This window comes from Micrococcus sp. 63XJN7_8_ISO-PGPR-S23-253, assembly GCF_056173425.1.
Genome location: NZ_CM149673.1, coordinates 481885 through 499014, shown reverse-complemented (window position 1 = coordinate 499014; position 17130 = coordinate 481885). Strand labels below are relative to the sequence as shown.

Sequence of the window (17130 nt, the reverse complement as noted above, 5' to 3'; positions counted from 1 at the left end):
CGCGGACGGGCCCCGGACGCGGCGAGGCCGCCACGGTGACGCGGTGGCGCCGGCCGTGACGGCCTCGTCGAGGGTCCCCGCGGTGGTGGGGGTCAGCCCTTCGGGCCCTTGCCGTTGCCCTTGCCCTTGTTGCCCTTCTCCTTGCCGGCGCCCTTGCCCTTGTTGCCCTTCTCCTTGCCGGCGCCCTTGCCGATGCCGTTGTTCCCGGTGGCGTTGAACACCTGGACGACGCACGGACGCGGGGCCGCGACCTTGTCGCCCACCTGGACCGGGCCGGTCGGGCTCAGGAAGTCCGGGAAGGAGGAGGTGTGCGCGCCCCAGGTGCCGTCCTCGCCCGGGTGCTGGACGTTGACGAACACGGAGTTGTCGCGGTCGTGGATCACGGGGCCGCAGGTCTCGGCGTCGCGCGGGACGGCGAGGAACTGCTGGACGCGGCCGCGCTCGGCGCCGTCGAGGGTGACCTTGTGCAGTGCGTCGGCGTAGCCGATGGTGCCGGGCTGGCCGTCGGTGGAGATCCAGAGGTTGCCCTCGGAGTCGAACGCCAGGTTGTCCGGGCAGGAGATCGGGGAGACCTTCTCCTTCGGGTAGCCGGCGAAGTAGGCCGAGGAGGAGACCGCCGGGTCGCCGGCGAGCAGCAGGATGACCCAGGTGAAGGCGGTGGAGGTGTGATCCCCGCCCTGCTCGGTGATCTCGAGGACGTGGCCGTCGCGGTTGCCGATGACCGGGTTGGCCTCGTCCACGGCGGTGCGCTTGGTGTTGTTGGTCAGGGCCGCGTAGACCTTGCCGGTGACCGGGTTGGTCTCGACGTCCTCCGGGCGGTCCATCTTGGTGGCGCCCATCTTGTCGGCCGCGAGGCGGGTGTAGACGAGGACCTCGGCCAGGGACATGCCCGGGACGAAGGACGTCTTCTCGTCGGCCAGGGCGATCCACTCGCCGGAGCCGTCGAAGGCGCCGTCCGAGGGCAGGGTGCCCCTGCCGTCGATCTGGGCGGCCGGGGAGTCGCCGGAGAACCTGGCCACGTAGAGGGTGCCCTTGTCCATCAGGCGCATGTTGTGCTTCTTGTCGCCCTCCCGGACCTTCTCGGCGGAGACGAACTTGTACAGGTAGTCGTGGCGCTCGTCGTCGCCGGAGTAGACCACGGCGTGGCCGGACGGCGAGATCACGGCGGTGCCGGCCTCGTGCTTGAAGCGACCCAGGAGGGTGTGCTTCACGGGCGTGGAGGTCGGGTCCTCGGGGTCGATCTCGACGACCCAGCCGAAGCGGTTGGCCTCGTTCTCGTAGCCGGGCTTGGTCAGGTCGAACCGGTCGTGGACCTTCTCCCAGCCGCGGCTGGTGGCGGAGGCGGAGATGCCGTAGCGCTTCTCCTCGGCGGTGCCGCGACCCTTGAAGTACTGGTTGAAGTTCTCCTCGCCGGAGAGCACGGTGCCCCACGGGGTGGTGCCGCCGGCGCAGTTGTTCAGGGTGCCCAGCACGCGGGTGCCGGTCGGGTCCTCGACGGTCCTGAGCAGCGCGTGGCCGGCGGCCGGGCCACGGACCTCGAACTCGGTGGTGCCGGTGATGCGGCGGTTGCGGCGGCCGCCGCGGACGTACTCCCACTGGGCGCCGCGCTTGGCGCGCTGGAGGTCCACGATCGACAGGCCGTGGGCCTGGAGGCCGACGTTGACGACGTCCTCGAAGTTCGAGGCGATGTACTCCGGGGAGAACATGATGTTCTCGTTGGTGTACTCGTGGTTGGAGACGAGGTAGCCGGAGCGGTCGTTGCCGCCGTCGGAGATGATGTTCAGGTAGTCGTTGTTGTAGCCGAACTGGGCGGCCTGCGACGCACCGGTCTGGTGCTCGATGTCGAACTCCGGGGAGTCGGCGAACAGCGGGTCGCCCCAGCGGATCACGGTGCCCCAGTCGTAGCCCTCCGGCACGGTCATGGTGTCCACGGTGCGGCTCACCGGCGCGATGGGCTCGAAGGGGAGCTTGCCGCCGCCGGTCGGACGCCGGCCGTTGTCCGCGAGCGCCTCGGGGGCCTGGGCCACCTGGGAGCCGATGACGACGGCGGCGGCGAGGCCGGTGCCGCCGACCAGGGCGGAGCGGCGCGAGATGGCGGTCTCCGCGATCTGCTGGAAGGTCGGGTTCGCCGAGGTGTTGGGCACCGGGTGGGCGCACGCGTTGCCGCACTTGAGCTCGCACGTGACGGCGGAGCGGTTGCCACGGGTGTGGCCGGCCATGGGGAGGAGGCGCTTCAGCATGACGGGGTCCTTCGCGTCGTGGGGATGGTTCGGGGTCCGGTGCCGGGCCGGAGGTGACCCCGGGGGTGAGACCGGCCGGAGCCGCCATCACCCTGGCCTCCCGCCACGAGCGGTGAGCCACGCCCAGGTGGCCGCGAGTTGAACTCTTCCCGGCCGCCGGATTTCGTCCCGTCGACGTGCTGTAATCCGGCTCACATTCCCCGCGCGGACGGGGACCGGGCGGGCCCGTCAGCCCTGCGCGGCCAGCACCGCGTGGGCCGCGCGCACGCGGTCGGCCCACCACGCCTGCCGCGCCCCGTCCGCCCGGACGCGGTCGAGCAGGTCCGGGTCGGGGGCGGGTGCCCGCTCCCCCGGTGCCGGGAGGGCCCCCGCGCGGGGGCGCCAGGCCGGGGCGACGACGTCGTGCTCGAAGAGCGCCGCGGTGCCGAGCCCGCACGCGTGCGGCAGGGACGGCAGGCAGGCGGCGAGCGCGGCGCCGCCGGCGATGCCCACGGAGGTGTCCAGCGCGGAGGAGACCACCGCGGGCAGCCCCGCGGCCGCCACGATCGCCGCGGCGCGGCGCACGCCCCCGAGCGGCTGGACCTTCACCACGATCAGGTCCGCGGCCCCGGCGGCCGCGACGGCGAGCGGGTCCTCGGCCTTGCGGACCGCCTCGTCCGCGGCGATCGGGGTGGGGACACCCCGGGCGCGCAGCTCCGCGCGGACCTCCGCGAGGTCGGTGATGCCGGGCACGGGCTGCTCGGCGTACTCGAGGCCGACGTCGGCCAGCGCGGTGAGCACGTCGACGGCCTCGGCGGGCGTCCAGCCGGCGTTGGCGTCGACGCGGACCTGCGCGTGGGGCAGCAGCGCGCGCACCCGCCGCACGCGGGCCAGGTCGGCCTCGCGGCTGCCGGGGACGAGCCCGCCCTCGGGGCCGTGCTCGGCCACCTTGACCTTGACCGCGGTGATGCCGTCGCCGTAGCGGGCCAGGACGGCCTCGACGTCGGCCGCCGCCACTGCGGGCACGGTGGCGTTGACGGGGACGGTCTGGCGGACCGGGGCGGGCCAGCCCTGCCAGCCGGCCTCGATCGCGGCGGCCAGCCACGCGGCGCACTCGTGCGGACCGTACTCCGAAAACGGGGAGAACTCGGCCCAGCCCGCCGGGCCGCGCAGCAGCAGGGCGTGACGGAGGTCCGTGCCGCGGAACCGCACGCGCATCGGCAGGGCGACCGCGACGGCGTCGGCCAGCAGCTCCTCGACGCTCGGCAGGGTGGGACCGCCCGGCGCGCCGGGCAGCGGAGGCAGGGCGGGGGCGGTGCTCATGCGGCCAGTGTAGGAAAGCGCTCGGCTCCCGTTCCGACGGGCGCCGGCGGGGTGGGGCTCCCGGGGCGGCGCCGACGCTCAGACGGCGCGGAGGTAGCCGAGGGCTCGGGCCAGGTCCACGGCGCGGTCGTGGGCGCCGAGCACCTCCTCCAGGCCGGCGACGACGGCGGCCGTCACCTCCTCGGTGAGATGCCAGTCGGCGGTGAACGGGTCGTCGAAGCGCGCCCACGCCGTGCCCACGGCCGCGAGCGCGCGGGCCATCTCCGTGAGGTCCCGGAAGACCGGTCGCGGCTCGTCCAGGCGGTCCTCCCACCCCTCGTCTCCCGGGGCCATGAGCACCTGGCCAGTGGAGGCCGCGTGGATGAACGGGTCGGCGCCCTGCTTGGCCACCACCGTCCAGTCGTCGTTCCAGTCCACCAGCAGGGCACCGGTGCGGTGGTTCCACCGGTAGCCGGCCTGCTCGTCCCACAGGCGGTCCAGCGGGAAGAACATCACGGGCAGGCCGAGGGTGTCGATCTCCAGCCACTCCGGCCCCACGTAGCGGTAGAAGTCGGCCAGGTCCGGGGCGAGGGGCTCCTCGGCGGCCCACTCGATGGGCTCCTGCCGGCTCAGCCGGCCGAACGGGGCCAGGGCGTCCCGGGCGGCCAGCAGGTCCTCGGCCGAGAGACGGGGCCGGGCACCCGGCTCGACGCCCGGGCCGGGGACCGTCCCGGTGGAGTCGCGGAGGGCCGGGCGATGTCCGTGGGCGGGGGGCACGCGGGTCATGGCCCCAGGCTAGGCAGGCGGCTCAGCGGCGCGGAGGACGGGACGGCGACGGGGGCGTGACCGTCCGATGAAGCCTGCATGACGGCTGCGCGTCCGACACAATGGAACCCATGCCCCCCGCCACCCGCGCCCCGCGCCGCCTCCCCTCGTGGACGTGGTGGCTGGCGCTGGCCGCGTGCGTGGCCGGCGTCGTGCTGGTCTACGCCGCCCTGGTGTGGTCCTCCGCCGGCCAGGTGCTGGAGTACCAGGTGTTCCGCGCGGTCGAGGAGCGCTACGCGGACACCGTGCCGGACGTGGCCTCCCAGGTGGTGCGGATCCTGCCGCTCGGGCTGGCGGTCGGCATGGCCCTGGCCTCGCTCGGCGCGCTCGCCGTGGCCCGGTGGCGGCGGCGGGGGCTGCTCGCCCTCCTCGTGCTGGCCGGGTCCAACCTCACCACGCAGCTGCTCAAGGCGGCGCTTCCACGGCCCGAACACGCCGACGGGGTCCCGTGGTCCGGCGGCAACTCACTGCCCTCGGGCCACATGACGCTCGCGACGGGCGCCGCTGTGGCCGCGCTGGTGCTCGTGCCGGCCCGGTGGCGACCGCTCACCACCGTCCTCGGCGCCGTGGTCAGCGCCTGCACCGGCGCCGTCGCCTACACGGAGGCCTGGCACCGGCCGTCGGACATGGCCGCCGCGGCGCTCGTGTCCGCCGCCTGGGGGCTGCTCGCCGTGCCGTTCGCCCGGTACGACGGCGCACCGCGGCCCGCACCGCGCGGCGCCCGCGGCGTGGAGGCCACGCTCTGGTCCCTGGGCGTCGCGGGCCTGGCGGCCGGGCTGGTGCTGCTGGCCCTCACCCTCGACACCCCCGCGACCAGCGGCGCCGGCCCCCACCCGGCGGCCGAGCCGGCCGGGATCCTGCTCAGCGCCTCCCCCGCGGTCCTGCTGTGGGGCGCGCTCGGCACGGCCTTCCGCCGCGGCCGCGCGGACTGACCCCCCTCCCCGCACGCTCACCGCCCCCCACCCGACGACGAGCCCTGCGATGTGGCGGCCATCCGCGAGGAATGGCCGCCACATCGCAGGGCTCGTCAGGGGTCGGGGCGGGCCGGGCTCGTCCGGATCAGATCCGGGCGAGGGCCGCCGTCGGATCGTGGAGGCAGTCCGCCACGAACGTGAGGAACGCGCTCGCGGTGGCGCCGTCGGTGACGCGGTGGTCGAAGGTCACGGTCATCTCGGTGACCTTGCGGACCACGATCTCCCCGTCCACGACCCACGGGCGGTCGATGATCCGGCCGATGCCGAGCATCCCGACCTCGGGCACGTTGATGATCGGCGTGGCGCCGTCCGTGCCCAGCGGGCCGTAGTTGTTCAGCGTGAACGTGCCGCGGGTGAGCTCGGCCGGGGCGGCCCTGCCCGCGCGGGCACGGCTGACGGTGTCGTTGATCGCGGCGGTGAGCTCGTCCGCGGACAGCTTCTCCGCGTGCTCGACGGAGGGCACCATGAGGCCGCGGTCGGTCTGCACGGCCAGGCCGAGGTGGACGCCGTCGACCTCCACGATCTCGTCCTTGCCGTCCGCCCCCGCCTCGATGCGCGCGTTCATCACCGGGTACCGGCGCAGGCCGGCCAGGGTGAAGCGGGCGATCAGGCCGAGCAGCGAGGGCGCGTTCTCCGGGTCCTTCGCCTTGAGCGCGGCCCGCAGCTCGAGCAGGGCGGTGACGTCCACGTCCAGCCACGCCGTGACCTCCGGGACCTCGCGGCGCGAGCGGGAGAGCTGGTCCGCGATCACCTTGCGCACCCCCGAGATCGGGGTGCGGGCGACGACGGCCAGGCCGGTCCGCCCGTCCACGACGCCCGGCTGCGCGGCGGCCTCGGCCGCCGGGGCGGCTGCGGCCGACGGGGCCGGGGTCGGGGCGGCCTGCGGGGTGGAGCCCTCGGCCGCGGTGAGCACGTCGGCGCGGGTGATCAGGCCGTCCGGGCCCGTGCCGGTCAGCGCGGCCACGTCCACGCCCTTCTCGCGGGCGAGCTTGCGGACGATCGGGGAGGTCACGCGCGGGGCGCCGGCCCCGGCCGTGGGGGCCGGCGTCGGGCGGGCGGCGCTGCGGCCGCGCTTGGACGGACGGCTGCGGGAGGTGGCCTTGTGGCCGGAGGTGCCGTAGCCGATGAGCACGGCGCCGGAGGCCTCGTCGTCGGAGCCGGCGACGTCGCCGTCGCCGCCGCGGGCCTTGTCCGGCTTCGGCTGGACGCCGGCCATCTCCTCCTCGCGGTAGCTCAGCGCGCCGGGGCGGGCGGCCTCGGCCGCGGCCGCACCGGTGGACGGCGGGACGGCGAGGGTCTCGGTGCCGGCGACGGGCGCGGAGCCCTCACCGGACTCGCCGGCCTCGCCGATGGTGATCAGCGGGCTGCCGACGTCCATGGTCTCGCCCTCGGCGCCGTGCAGGGTCAGCACGGTGCCGGCGTACGGGCTCGGCACCTCGACGAGGGCCTTGGCGGTCTCGACCTCGACCATGGGCTGATCGACGGCCACGGTGTCGCCCTCGGCGACGAGCCAGCGGACGATGTCCGCCTCGGTCAGGCCTTCGCCCAGGTCGGGCAGCAGGAAGGTGTTGCTCATGCGCGGGCCTCCTCGGCGTCCAGGTCCCAGTTCAGGTCGTCGATCGCGTCCAGGATGCGGTCGATGTTCGGCAGGTGGTGCTCCTCGAGCTTCGGCGCGGGGAACGGGATGTCGAAGCCGGTCACGCGGCCCACGGGCGCCGCCAGCGAGTGGAAGCAGCGCTGCTGGATCCGGGCCACCAGCTCGGAGGCCACGGACGCGAAGCCCTGCGGCTCGGCGACGACGACGGCGCGGCCGGTCTTGGCGACCGAGGCGGTCATCGTGTCCTCGTCCAGCGGGTTCACGGTGCGCAGGTCCACGACCTCCACCGAGAGCCCCTCCTCCGCGGCCGCGTGGGCGGCAGCGAGGCAGGTGGGCACGGAGGGGCCGTAGGAGACGAGGGTGACGTCCGTGCCCTCGCGGACGACGGCGGCGCGCGCCCAGGCCTCGCCGTGCTCCTTCTTGTCCTCGACGCGGGCCCAGCCTTCCTCGAACTCGGCGCGCAGCTGGTCGAGGTCGAGCTCGGCCTTGGTCCAGTACATCTTCTTGGGCTCCATGAAGACCACCGGGTCGTCCAGGCGGATGGCCGAGCGCAGCATCATGTACGCGTCCTTCACCGAGGCCGGGGTGTACACCTTCAGGCCCGGGGTGTGCGCGTAGTAGGACTCGGAGGAGTCGCAGTGGTGCTCCACGCCGCCGATGCCGCCGCCGTAGGGGATGCGGATGGTGATCGGCATGGGCGTGGCGCCCTTGGTGCGGTTGCGCATCTTGGCCACGTGCGAGGCGATCTGCTCGAAGGCCGGGTACGCGAACGCGTCGAACTGCATCTCGATCACGGGGCGGGCGCCGCCGAGGGCCATGCCCACGGCCATGCCCGCGATGCCGGACTCGGCCAGCGGGGTGTCGAAGCAGCGCTCCTCGCCGAAGCGCGCGGTCAGCCCGTCCGTGATGCGGAAGACGCCGCCGAGGGTGCCGACGTCCTCGCCGAACACCACCACCATGTCGTCGGCGGCCATCTCGTCGGCCAGCGCCGCGTTGAGCGCGGCGGCGAAGGTCAGGGTCGCCATGCTCAGGCCTCCTGGTTCTCGGAACGGGACAGCTCCTCGGCCAGCTGCGCGCGCTGGGCGGCGAGCTGCGGGGTCTGCACGGAGTAGACGTGGTCGAACAGCTCGAGCGGATCGAGCTCCGTCTCGGCGTTCATGGCGTCACGCAGCTGCTGCGCGACGTCCTCGGCGTCGCGGGCGATCTGGGCCGAGACCTCCTCGGTGAGGGCACCGGTGGACTCGAGGTAGGCGGTCATGCGGCGCAGCGGGTCGCGCGCCTCCCACTCCTTCACCTCGGCCTCGTCGCGGTAGCGCGAGGGGTCGTCCGTGTTGGTGTGCGCCTGCATGCGGTAGGTGTCCGCCTCCACGAGGAAGGGGCCCTGGCCCTGCCGGCACAGCTCCACGGCGCGGCCCAGCACGGCCAGCAGGGCGCCGAGGTCGTTGCCGTCCACGCGCTCGCCGGCCAGGCCGTAGCCCACGGCCTTGTGGGCCAGGGACGGGGCGGCCGACTGCTTGGCGAACGGCACGGAGATGGCGAACTTGTTGTTCTGCACGAAGAAGATCACCGGCAGCTTGAACACGGCCGCGAAGTTCAGCGCCTCGTGGAAGTCGCCCTCGGAGGTGCCGCCGTCGCCGACCATGGCCAGGCACACGACCTCCTCGCCGCGCAGGCGGGCGGCCTTGGCCATCCCGACGGCGTGCAGCATCTGGGTGGTCAGGGGCGTGGACTGGATGGAGACGTGGTGCTTCCGGGGGTCGTAGCCCTGATGCCAGGTGCCCTGGTAGGCCACCATCACCTCGAGCGGCGGGACGCCGCGGGCGATCACGGCCACGGTGTCGCGGTAGGTCGGGAACAGCCAGTCGTCCTCGCCCAGGCAGACGGCGGCGGCGACCTCGGAGGCCTCCTGGCCGTGCGAGGACGGATAGACGGCCATGCGGCCCTGGCGCACCAGGGCGTAGGCCTGGTCGTTGACGCGGCGGCCGATGACGAGGTGGCGGTAGGCGGCCAGCAGCTCCTCGTCGGAGGGCAGCGGATACTCGTGGCCGGGCTCGGTGCCCTGCTCCTCCGGGGCCAGCAGAGTGCCGTCCTCGCCGATCAGCTGGATGCGGCGGGCGGCGGGGAGCAGGTACTCCTCGAGGGAGATGCCGAAGGCGGCGCCGGCGTTCGGGCGGGTCTCGGCCTCGTCGGTCCGGGCGGCCCCGGGCACGGCGGGGGTGGGGTCACTCATGGCGGGTCCTCTCGATCTGTGGCCTTCAGTGTGCCCAAGAGGGTCAATGTGTCGCGCGCCCACCCGGGATCACGAGACGATCCGGTGCAAATCAGGCACTCCATCGGACGAACTGCTATTGTGACTCGTGCCACGGAGACGGTCCGCCGCCGCGTGGCCGACCCCGTCCGCCCCGCCCCAGGAGGAGCCATGGCCGCCGAGCCGCTGGACCGCGTGGACCGCGCGATCGTCCGCGCACTGACGCAGGACGGGCGGATGTCCGTCGCGGCCCTGGCCGAGCGCGTGCACATCTCCCGCGCGCACTGCTACTCACGCCTGAACCGCCTGCAGGACGCGGGCGTGATCACAGGCTTCACCGTGCGGGTCGACCCCGTCAAGGTCGGCTTCGGGGCCTCCGCCCACGTGACCATGAAGCTGCGTCAGCACGACTGGCGCGAGCTGCGCGCCACGCTCCTGGCCATCCCCGAGGTCTCCCACGTCTCCCTCGTGGGCGGGAACATGGACGTGATCCTGCTGGTCCGCGCACGGGACACCGCCGACCTGCGCCGCGTGATCTTCGACGAACTGCAGACCCTGCCGAGCGTCGTCGACACGCAGACGTACATGGTCTTCGACGACCAGGCCTCCGGGCAGACCATCCCCCCGGACGAGACCGCCGACTGAGCCGACGGTCCGGTGCCCCGGTCAGCGGGGGCGCACGACGACGGGCGGCGGGTCCGCCACGGCCCCCGGCCCGCGCGGCAGCACCGCGGCGAACACGACCGCTCCGACCCCGCAGACGACCGCGAGGGAGCCGACGCCGACGGCCAGCCCGGCCGCGGCGGTCGCCCCGGAGAGCAGCAGCGGCCCGGCGAGCATCCCCGCGTCGGACATCGAGCGCCACAGACCGAGGAACTGGGCACGCGCATTCGGCGGCGAGTGGTCCGCCCCGAGGGTCATCACGATCCCCGCACCGAAGCCGTTGCCGATGCCCAGCAGCACCGCCGCCGCCGCGAACGCCGTCGGCTCCCGGGTGAGGCTGATCGCCAGGAACCCCGCCCCCAGCAGGGTCAGGCACGGCACCGCCACGGCGCGCCGGCCGAAGCGGTCCATGAGCCGGCCCGAGGGGTAGAAGAGCAGCAGGTCCGCCGCGCCGGCCAGGCCGAAGACGAGCGACGCCGTCGCCGCGTCCAGGCCCAGGTGCGTGGCCCACAGCGGGATGACGGCGTTGCGCGCCGCGCGGGCGGCGGAGACGGCCACGACACCGAAGCCGGCCGTGAGCAGCGCCCCGCGCCGGGCGCGCGCCACGTCCAGCAGGCGGGGTCGGCCGGCCGGGGCGGAGTCCTCCCCCGCCGCCGGACCGGACGCCGGCACCGGCAGATCCCGGATCCGCAGGCACAGCAGGGCGCCGACGGCCATGGCCGCGGCGGCCGCGGCGAACGCGCCGTCCAGCCCGAGCGGCGCCTGCGCGGCGGCACCCAGGAACGGGCCCAGGAACGTCCCGATCCGCACGGTCCCGCCGAGCGTGGACATCGCGCGGGCCCGGTGCGTGGCCGGCACCGCCACCGCCAGGTACGCCTGCCGGGCCAGGTTGAACCCGGCCCCGGCCATGCCCACGGCGAGCACCGCGGCCAGGAACAGCGCCAGCCGCCCCGGCTCGGCCACCCCCGCCGCCGACGGCCCGGAGGACACCCCGGCCGTCGTCGCCCAGGCCAGGCCCGCGCCCGCCGTGCCGAGCACGGCGGAGACGACCATGGTGACCCGCTCCCCCGCCCGGGCCGCGAGCGCCGAGGCCGGCCCGTTGGCCACGAGCGAGCCGAGCCCCACCAGCAGCACGACGGCGGCCGCCCGCGCCGCGTCCAGGCCGAGGGCCAGCGCCGCCACCGCGAGCGCGGGCGTCATGGCGCCCAGGCCGACGGCGTAGACGGTGGAGGGGGCGTAAATCTGCACGGCGTCGCGCAGCGCCTCCCGGGTGCGGGCGGCGGAGGCGGAGCGGGGACGCATGCCCGCGAGCGTAGCGGGACGGCACGCGCGCGATCGTCGTGGGACCGGGTCACTACGCTGGTGCCATGGCCTCCCGCACCGCCTCTCCACCGCCCTCGCCCGCCCCGTCCCCCGCCGCTCCCCGCGGCGCCCTGGACCGGTACTTCCGCATCACCGAGCGCGGCTCGTCGGTGGGCCAGGAGTTCCGCGGCGGCCTCGCCACGTTCCTGGCGATGAGCTACATCGTGGTGCTGAACCCGCTGATCCTGTCCGGGCCCGACTCGGCCGGGAACACCCTGGGCATCCCCGCCGTGGCCGCCGTCACCGCGCTCGTGGCGGGCGTCATGACCATCGTCATGGGCGTGTGGGCGCGGCACCCGTTCGCGGTGGCCGCGGGCCTGGGCGTCTCCGCGTTCGTCTCCATCACCATCGCCACGACGCCGGGACTCACCTGGCCCCAGCTGATGGGCCTCGTCACCCTCGCCGGTCTCGTGATGCTGCTGCTGGTGGTGACCGGCTTCCGCCGTGCCGTGTTCGACGCGGTCCCGGAGGCGCTGAAGTCCGGCATCGTGGTGGGCATCGGCCTGTTCATCGCGCTGATCGGCCTCGTCAACGCCGGGTTCGTGCGGCGGCTGCCGGACGCCGCCGACACCACGGTCCCGGTGGGCCTGGGCACGGGCGGCGAGCTCGAGGGCTGGCCCGTGCTGGTCTTCGTCGTCGGGCTGCTGCTGACCGCGGTCCTCGTGATCCGCAAGGTGCGCGGCGCCATCCTGATCGGCATCGTCGTGGCGACGATCCTCGCCAACGTGCTGGAGGCCGTGTTCCACATCGGCCCCTCCGTGGACGCCGACGGGAACGCCGTGCCCACCGGCTGGTCCCTGATCGCCCCCTCCCTGCCCGAGTGGACCGCCCCGGACCTGCACCTGCTCGGCAGCGTGGACCTGTTCGGCGCCTTCACCTCCGTGGGCGGGCTGATGGCCTCCCTGCTCGTGTTCGCGATCCTGCTCTCCGTGTTCTTCGACGCGATGGGCGTCTCCGTGGGCCTGGCCCGCGAGGCCGGCACCGTGAACCCGGACGGCTCCATCCCCGACCTGAACCGGGTGCTCGCCGCGGACGCGCTCGCGGTCGCCGTGGGCGGCGGCGCCTCCGGCTCGGCGCACCAGATCTTCGTGGAGTCCGGCACCGGCATCGGCGAGGGCGCCCGGACCGGCCTGGCCTCCGTGTTCACCGGCCTGTTCTTCCTCGCGGCCGTGTTCCTCTCCCCGCTCATCCACCTCGTGCCGTTCGAGGCCGTGGCCCCCGCGCTCGTGGTGGTCGGGTTCATGATGTGCCAGCACGTGGTGCAGATCGACTGGTCCGACCCGGGCGCGGCCTTCCCCGCGTTCCTCACGTTCATCCTCATGCCGTTCACCTACTCGATCGTCAACGGCATCGGCGCCGGCGTGGTGGCCTACGCGGTGATCCGCACGGGCCAGGGCCGCGGCCGCGAGGTGCACCCGCTGCTGTGGTTCGTGGCGCTCGCGTTCGTCGCGTACTTCGGGCTCGGCGTGGTCCGGGCATCGCTCGGCCTGAACTGACCCGCCACCCCCGACGGCGGCGCACCGGGCCGGTGCGCCGCCGTCGTCGTGTGCGGCGCGGGGTGTCGGCCCCGCCCCGCGCGGCGTGATGGGATGGGCCGCATGCCCCAGACCACGTCGCACGCCCCCGTCCCGCCGTCCGTCTCCGCCGAGCCCGTGACCCGCCGCCACCACGGCCACACCTTCCAGGACGACTTCGAGTGGCTGCGCGGCAAGGCGGAGCCCCGCGTGCTCGAGCACCTGGCCGCCGAGAACGCGTACACCGAGGCCGTGACCGCGGACCAGGCGCCGCTGCGCGAGGCGATCGTCGGCGAGATCAAGGCCCGCACGGTGGAGACGGACCGCTCCGTGCCCGCCCGCCGGGACGGGTGGTGGTACTTCGTGCGCACCCGCGAGGGCGCCGAATATCAGATCCACTGCCGCGTGCCCGCAGGCGACACCGGTGACCTCGAGGCCGACTGGACTCCGCCCGTCATCACCCCGGACGCCGCCCTGCCGGGCGAGCAGGTGATCCTGGACGGCAACGCCGAGGCCGAGGGCCACCCGTTCTTCGCGCTCGGCGGCCTGCACATCAGCCCGGACGCCACCCGGGTGGCCTACGCCGTGGACCACACCGGCGACGAGCGCTTCACCCTGCGCGTGCGCGAGATCGCCACGGGCGAGGACCTGCCGGACGCGGTCGAGAACGTGGCCCACGGCGTCCGCTTCGACCGCTCGGGCACCCGCGTGTTCTACACCGTGTGGGACGACTCGTGGCGGCCGTACCAGGTCAAGGCCCACGTGCTCGGCACCGACCCGGCCGAGGACGTGCTCCTGCACGAGGAGGCCGACCCGGGCATGTGGACCGGCTTCGAGGGCGTGGCCGACCGCACCCAGCTGCTGATCGGCGTCGGCAACTCGGAGGTCTCCGAGACCCTCGTGGTCGACCTGCCGGAGGACCCGGCCGCGCCCCTGCCCGCCCCGCGTGTGCTGATCCCCCGCGCGTGGCGGATGCTCGCGGACGTCGAGCCCATCACCGACGCCGACGGCGTCCGTCGGCTGCTCGTGGTCCACGACCGCGCCCTGGACGACGACGGCGCCCCCGTCTCCGCGCCCAATGGGATGCTCTCGGTGGTCGCCGAGACCGACGTCGCCGACCGCGGCGCCTGGCGCACCGTCGTGCCGCACCGCGAGGACGTGAAGGTCGACGGCGTCATGGTCACCCTGACCCACGCCGCCCTGGCCGTGCGCCGGGAGACCACCCCGCGCGTCGTCGTCGCCGAGCTGGACGCCGTGCTGGCCGGGCAGGCCGCGCACTGGCGCGAGCCCGGGTTCGACGAGGAGCTCTACGCGTGCCACCTGTCCGCGACGGCGGCCGAGTCCCCGTTCCTGCGGCTGGCCTACACGTCCTGGATCACGCCCGCACGCGTGCTGGACGTCTCGGCGGCGACCGGCGAGGTGCACCTGCGCCGCGAGACGGAGGTGCCCGGCTACGACCCGGACGACTACGTGGCCGAGCGCGTGTGGGCGCCGGCGTCCGAGCCGTCGTCGGTGACCGGGGAGGACGTGCGGATCCCCGTCACCGTGATCCGGCGCCGCGACGTGAAGCCGGACGGGACGGCCCCGTGCGTGGTGTACGGATACGGCTCCTACGAGATGTCCATGGACCCCGTGCTCGGTGTGGCCCGGCTGTCCCTGCTGGACCGGGGCGTGGTGTTCGCGGTCGCGCACGTGCGCGGCGGCGGCGAACTGGGCCGGCGCTGGTACGAGGACGGCAAGAAGCTGGCCAAGCGGCACTCCTTCACGGACTTCGTGGACGCCACCCGGCACCTCGTGGACCTCGGCTGGGCGGACCCGGCGCGCGTGGCCTGCATGGGCGGCTCGGCCGGCGGCCTGCTCATGGGCGCGGTGCTGAACCTCGCGCCGGAGCTGTACCGGGCGTGCCTGGCGGTGGTGCCGTTCGTGGACGCGCTCACCACCATCCTCGACCCGGAGCTGCCGCTGTCCGCGCTCGAGTGGGAGGAGTGGGGCAACCCGATCGAGGACGCGGCCGTGTATGAGGCCATGCGCGCCTACACCCCGTATGAGAACGTGCGGGCGGTGGACTACCCAGCGATCGCGGCCGTGACGAGCCTGAACGACACCCGCGTGCACTACGTCGAGCCGGCCAAGTGGGTGGCCCAGCTGCGGCGGACGGTGACGAGCGACCAGGCCACGCCCCTGGCCGAGGGCGGCGCCCCGATCCTGCTGCGCACCGAGATGGACGGCGGCCACGGCGGCGCGTCCGGCCGGTACCAGGGCTGGGAGGACACCGCGTGGGAGTACGCGTTCCTGCTGACGGCGCTGGGGGCGACCCGCCGCGTGGTGTGACGGGGGTGGGACGTCCGTCCAGAACCGGTCAGTCTCCGGCCTCCCCGGCCCCGCCGGCCGCGCGGACCTGGGCCAGCGCGTCGGCAGCGCGCAGGAGCGCCAGGTGGCTGAACGCCTGGGGGAAGTTGCCCGCCATGCGGTCCTGGCCGTCGTCGTACTCCTCGGCCATGAGGTCGAGGTCGTTCGCGCACGCGTCGAGCCGCTCCATGAGGGCGTCGGCGTCGTCCAGGCGGCCGGTGCGCGCGTACTGCTCCACGAGCCAGAAGGCGCACGCGAGGAACGGCGCCTCCTCACCGGGCAACCCGTCGGAGCCGTCCGGGCGGTAGCGCAGCACCAGGCCGGTGTCCGTGACGAGCTCCTCCTCGATCCGCCGTACGGTGGCGAGCATGCGCGGGTCGTCCGGGGGCAGGAACCCGGTGTGGGGGATCTGGAGGAGGGAGGCGTCCACCGCGTCCGAGCCGTAGGTCTGGGTGAAGTGGCCGTCCGCGTGCACGCCGCGGGTGAGGATCTCCTCCCGCAGCTCGTTCCGGTGGCGCTCCCATGCCGCGGTCTCCGCCTCCGTGGCGGGCACGCCGTGGGTGGCCACGGCGTGCAGCGCACGGTCCAGTGCGGCCCACATCTTGACGCGGCCGTGCGTGAAGAAGGCAGGCTCCCCGCGCATCTCCCACACCCCGTGGTCCGGGTCCTCCCGATGCGCGACGACGCGCTCCACGAGCCGCTTCTGCAGCGGCCAGGACCACTCGTCCTCCGGGACGCCGGCGTCCCGGAGGGCGCACAGCGCCATCATCACGGTGCCGATGACGTCCGCCTGCCACTGGTCCGCGGCGCCGTTGCCCACGACCACGGGCCGGGAGTCCGCGTGGCCGGGGAGGTGCTCGAGCTCGCGCTCGGGCATGTACCGCTCCCCCGAGAGCGTGTACATGACCTGCACCTCGTGGGGCTCCCCCGCGATGGCGCGCAGCAGCCAGTCGCGCCAGGCCGTCGCCCCCTCCACGTGCCCGTGCGCGAGCAGGGCCTCCAGGGCGAGCGCGGTGTCCCGCAGCCACACGTAGCGGTAGTCCCAGTTCCGGACCCCGCCGATGTCCTCCGGCAGGCTCATGGTCGGGGCCGCCACGATGCCGCCCGTGGCCCGGTGCGTGAGCCCCTTGAGCACGAGGAGGGATCGCTGGACCCGATCGGCGAGCGGGTCGTCCGCCCGCGGGGCCTGTCGGGTCGACTCCTCCAGCCAGCCGCGCCACCTGCGCACGGTGGCCTCCAGCACGTCCTCGGCGCGGGGCGCGGAGGGGGCCATGCCCCACGCCGGGTACCAGGTCAGGCACCACTGGGCGGACTCCCCGGCGACCAGCTCCGTCGTGCCCTCGTGATGCCCGTCCACCGGCTCCAGGTCCGGCCCGTGCACCGCGAGCGCGTCCCCGCCGGCGACGACGGCCAGGAACGACTCCCCGTCGGCGTCCTGCTGACGCGAGACCCACGGCTGGACCTCGCCGTAGTCGAGGCGGGCGAACACGGACTGCGTCACGCGCACGCGTCCCGCGAGGCAGCGGACCAGCCGCATGACGTCGGCCCGCGCCGCCGCCTCGGACGCCCCGGTCCCGTCGGGGCCGCCGTCGTTCCCCAGGGCGTCCCCCACGCCGTCCGCGTCCATGAGCGGCATGAAGTCCAGCACCTCGGCCTCCCCGGACGGCGAACGCCAGAGGGTGCGCAGCACGAGGGTGCCCGGCAGGTAGGCGCGCTCCGCGACCTCGCCGTCCTCGATCCCCAGGCTCCACTCGCCGTGCTCCCGCGTGCCGAGGAGAGAGGTGAACACCGAGGCCGAGTCGAAGCGGGGCAGGCACAGCCACGTGATCGCCCCCTCCCGGGACACCAGTGCCCCGCTGAGCTGGTGGGACAGGAAGGCGTGGTCGTCGATGCGGGGCTGGGCGCTCATGCAGGGCAGTCCATCACCCCGGGGGAGGCGGGGCCAGTCGGGGGCGCGGCGTGGACCCACGACGACGTCACCGGGAGAATGGCGTGGCCAGCCGGGTCCCTCCCGGCTGCCGCCCGCGCACCGGCCCCGCTCCCCCGTTCCGTCTGCCCGCCCCGTCCAGGAGGACCC

Annotated in this window: 12 protein-coding genes; 4 read left to right on the top strand and 8 right to left on the bottom strand. The window is 74.5% G+C overall.

Going from position 1 to position 17130, the window contains the following annotated elements; translation table 11 throughout:
- Positions 1–92: 92 nt before the first annotated feature.
- The 3 genes from AC0VX4_RS02320 to AC0VX4_RS02310 form a co-directional block, all read right to left on the bottom strand.
- Positions 93–2240, bottom strand: a complete 2148-nt coding sequence (locus AC0VX4_RS02320; protein ID WP_269601331.1) for a PhoX family protein — start codon at positions 2238–2240, stop codon at positions 93–95.
- 228 nt (positions 2241–2468) lie between these two features.
- Positions 2469–3542, bottom strand: a complete 1074-nt coding sequence (locus tag AC0VX4_RS02315) for an o-succinylbenzoate synthase (RefSeq protein WP_475464527.1) — start codon at positions 3540–3542, stop codon at positions 2469–2471.
- Positions 3543–3620: 78 nt separating this feature from the next.
- Positions 3621–4307 (bottom strand): hypothetical protein, encoded by a 687-nt coding sequence (locus tag AC0VX4_RS02310; protein WP_216879503.1) that lies wholly within the window; start codon positions 4305–4307, stop codon positions 3621–3623.
- Between the two features lie 110 nt (positions 4308–4417).
- Between AC0VX4_RS02310 and AC0VX4_RS02305 the strand changes: the two genes are divergently transcribed.
- Positions 4418–5278 carry a phosphatase PAP2 family protein gene (locus AC0VX4_RS02305; RefSeq protein ID WP_475464526.1) on the top strand — a complete coding sequence of 287 codons (861 nt, stop codon included), beginning with the start codon at positions 4418–4420 and terminating at the stop codon, positions 5276–5278.
- A 127-nt stretch (positions 5279–5405) separates the two neighbouring features.
- Here the strand turns inward: AC0VX4_RS02305 and AC0VX4_RS02300 are convergent, their stop codons facing one another.
- From AC0VX4_RS02300 to AC0VX4_RS02290, 3 genes are read right to left on the bottom strand one after another with little or no spacing between them, the layout of a single operon-like run.
- A complete protein-coding gene (locus tag AC0VX4_RS02300) occupies positions 5406–6896 on the bottom strand; it encodes a dihydrolipoamide acetyltransferase family protein (protein WP_475464525.1) in 1491 nt (496 codons plus the stop codon).
- Positions 6893–7942, bottom strand: a complete 1050-nt coding sequence (locus AC0VX4_RS02295) for an alpha-ketoacid dehydrogenase subunit beta (RefSeq protein WP_049159054.1) — start codon at positions 7940–7942, stop codon at positions 6893–6895. The genes AC0VX4_RS02300 and AC0VX4_RS02295 overlap by 4 nt, the downstream gene beginning before the upstream one ends.
- 2 nt (positions 7943–7944) lie before the next feature.
- The gene (locus AC0VX4_RS02290; RefSeq protein WP_290152886.1) at positions 7945–9147 is read right to left on the bottom strand and encodes a thiamine pyrophosphate-dependent enzyme; all 1203 of its coding nucleotides are present in this window, start codon (positions 9145–9147) and stop codon (positions 7945–7947) included.
- A gap of 189 nt (positions 9148–9336) precedes the next feature.
- Between AC0VX4_RS02290 and AC0VX4_RS02285 the strand changes: the two genes are divergently transcribed.
- Positions 9337–9810, top strand: coding sequence for an Lrp/AsnC family transcriptional regulator (locus tag AC0VX4_RS02285; protein WP_475464524.1), 474 nt, complete (start codon positions 9337–9339; stop codon positions 9808–9810).
- A gap of 21 nt (positions 9811–9831) precedes the next feature.
- Here the strand turns inward: AC0VX4_RS02285 and AC0VX4_RS02280 are convergent, their stop codons facing one another.
- Positions 9832–11130, bottom strand: coding sequence for an MFS transporter (locus tag AC0VX4_RS02280; protein ID WP_206482184.1), 1299 nt, complete (start codon positions 11128–11130; stop codon positions 9832–9834).
- Positions 11131–11195: 65 nt separating this feature from the next.
- Here AC0VX4_RS02280 and AC0VX4_RS02275 point away from each other — a divergent pair, with 65 nt between their 5' ends.
- Both AC0VX4_RS02275 and AC0VX4_RS02270 read left to right on the top strand, forming a co-directional pair.
- Positions 11196–12686: an NCS2 family permease gene (locus AC0VX4_RS02275; RefSeq protein ID WP_049159051.1), complete on the top strand. Its 1491-nt coding sequence runs from the start codon at positions 11196–11198 to the stop codon at positions 12684–12686.
- A 102-nt stretch (positions 12687–12788) separates the two neighbouring features.
- Positions 12789–15035: a S9 family peptidase gene (locus tag AC0VX4_RS02270; protein ID WP_475464523.1), complete on the top strand. Its 2247-nt coding sequence runs from the start codon at positions 12789–12791 to the stop codon at positions 15033–15035.
- A 28-nt stretch (positions 15036–15063) separates the two neighbouring features.
- Here AC0VX4_RS02270 and AC0VX4_RS02265 read toward each other — a convergent pair whose 3' ends face one another.
- Entirely contained in the window at positions 15064–16962 is a 1899-nt protein-coding gene (locus AC0VX4_RS02265; RefSeq protein WP_475464522.1) for a glycoside hydrolase family 15 protein, read from the bottom strand.
- Positions 16963–17130 lie beyond the last annotated feature (168 nt).

Excerpts from the sequence above, each read along its gene's own strand:
- AC0VX4_RS02320 (WP_269601331.1), bottom strand. The coding sequence starts at position 2,240 with ATGCTGAAGCGCCTCCTCCCCATGGCCGGCCACACCCGTGGCAACCGC.
- AC0VX4_RS02315 (WP_475464527.1), bottom strand. The coding sequence starts at position 3,542 with ATGAGCACCGCCCCCGCCCTGCCTCCGCTGCCCGGCGCGCCGGGCGGT.
- AC0VX4_RS02310 (WP_216879503.1), bottom strand. The coding sequence starts at position 4,307 with ATGACCCGCGTGCCCCCCGCCCACGGACATCGCCCGGCCCTCCGCGAC.
- AC0VX4_RS02305 (WP_475464526.1), top strand. The coding sequence starts at position 4,418 with ATGCCCCCCGCCACCCGCGCCCCGCGCCGCCTCCCCTCGTGGACGTGG.
- AC0VX4_RS02300 (WP_475464525.1), bottom strand. The coding sequence starts at position 6,896 with ATGAGCAACACCTTCCTGCTGCCCGACCTGGGCGAAGGCCTGACCGAG.
- AC0VX4_RS02295 (WP_049159054.1), bottom strand. The coding sequence starts at position 7,942 with ATGGCGACCCTGACCTTCGCCGCCGCGCTCAACGCGGCGCTGGCCGAC.
- AC0VX4_RS02290 (WP_290152886.1), bottom strand. The coding sequence starts at position 9,147 with ATGAGTGACCCCACCCCCGCCGTGCCCGGGGCCGCCCGGACCGACGAG.
- AC0VX4_RS02285 (WP_475464524.1), top strand. The coding sequence starts at position 9,337 with ATGGCCGCCGAGCCGCTGGACCGCGTGGACCGCGCGATCGTCCGCGCA.
- AC0VX4_RS02280 (WP_206482184.1), bottom strand. The coding sequence starts at position 11,130 with ATGCGTCCCCGCTCCGCCTCCGCCGCCCGCACCCGGGAGGCGCTGCGC.
- AC0VX4_RS02275 (WP_049159051.1), top strand. The coding sequence starts at position 11,196 with ATGGCCTCCCGCACCGCCTCTCCACCGCCCTCGCCCGCCCCGTCCCCC.
- AC0VX4_RS02270 (WP_475464523.1), top strand. The coding sequence starts at position 12,789 with ATGCCCCAGACCACGTCGCACGCCCCCGTCCCGCCGTCCGTCTCCGCC.
- AC0VX4_RS02265 (WP_475464522.1), bottom strand. The coding sequence starts at position 16,962 with ATGAGCGCCCAGCCCCGCATCGACGACCACGCCTTCCTGTCCCACCAG.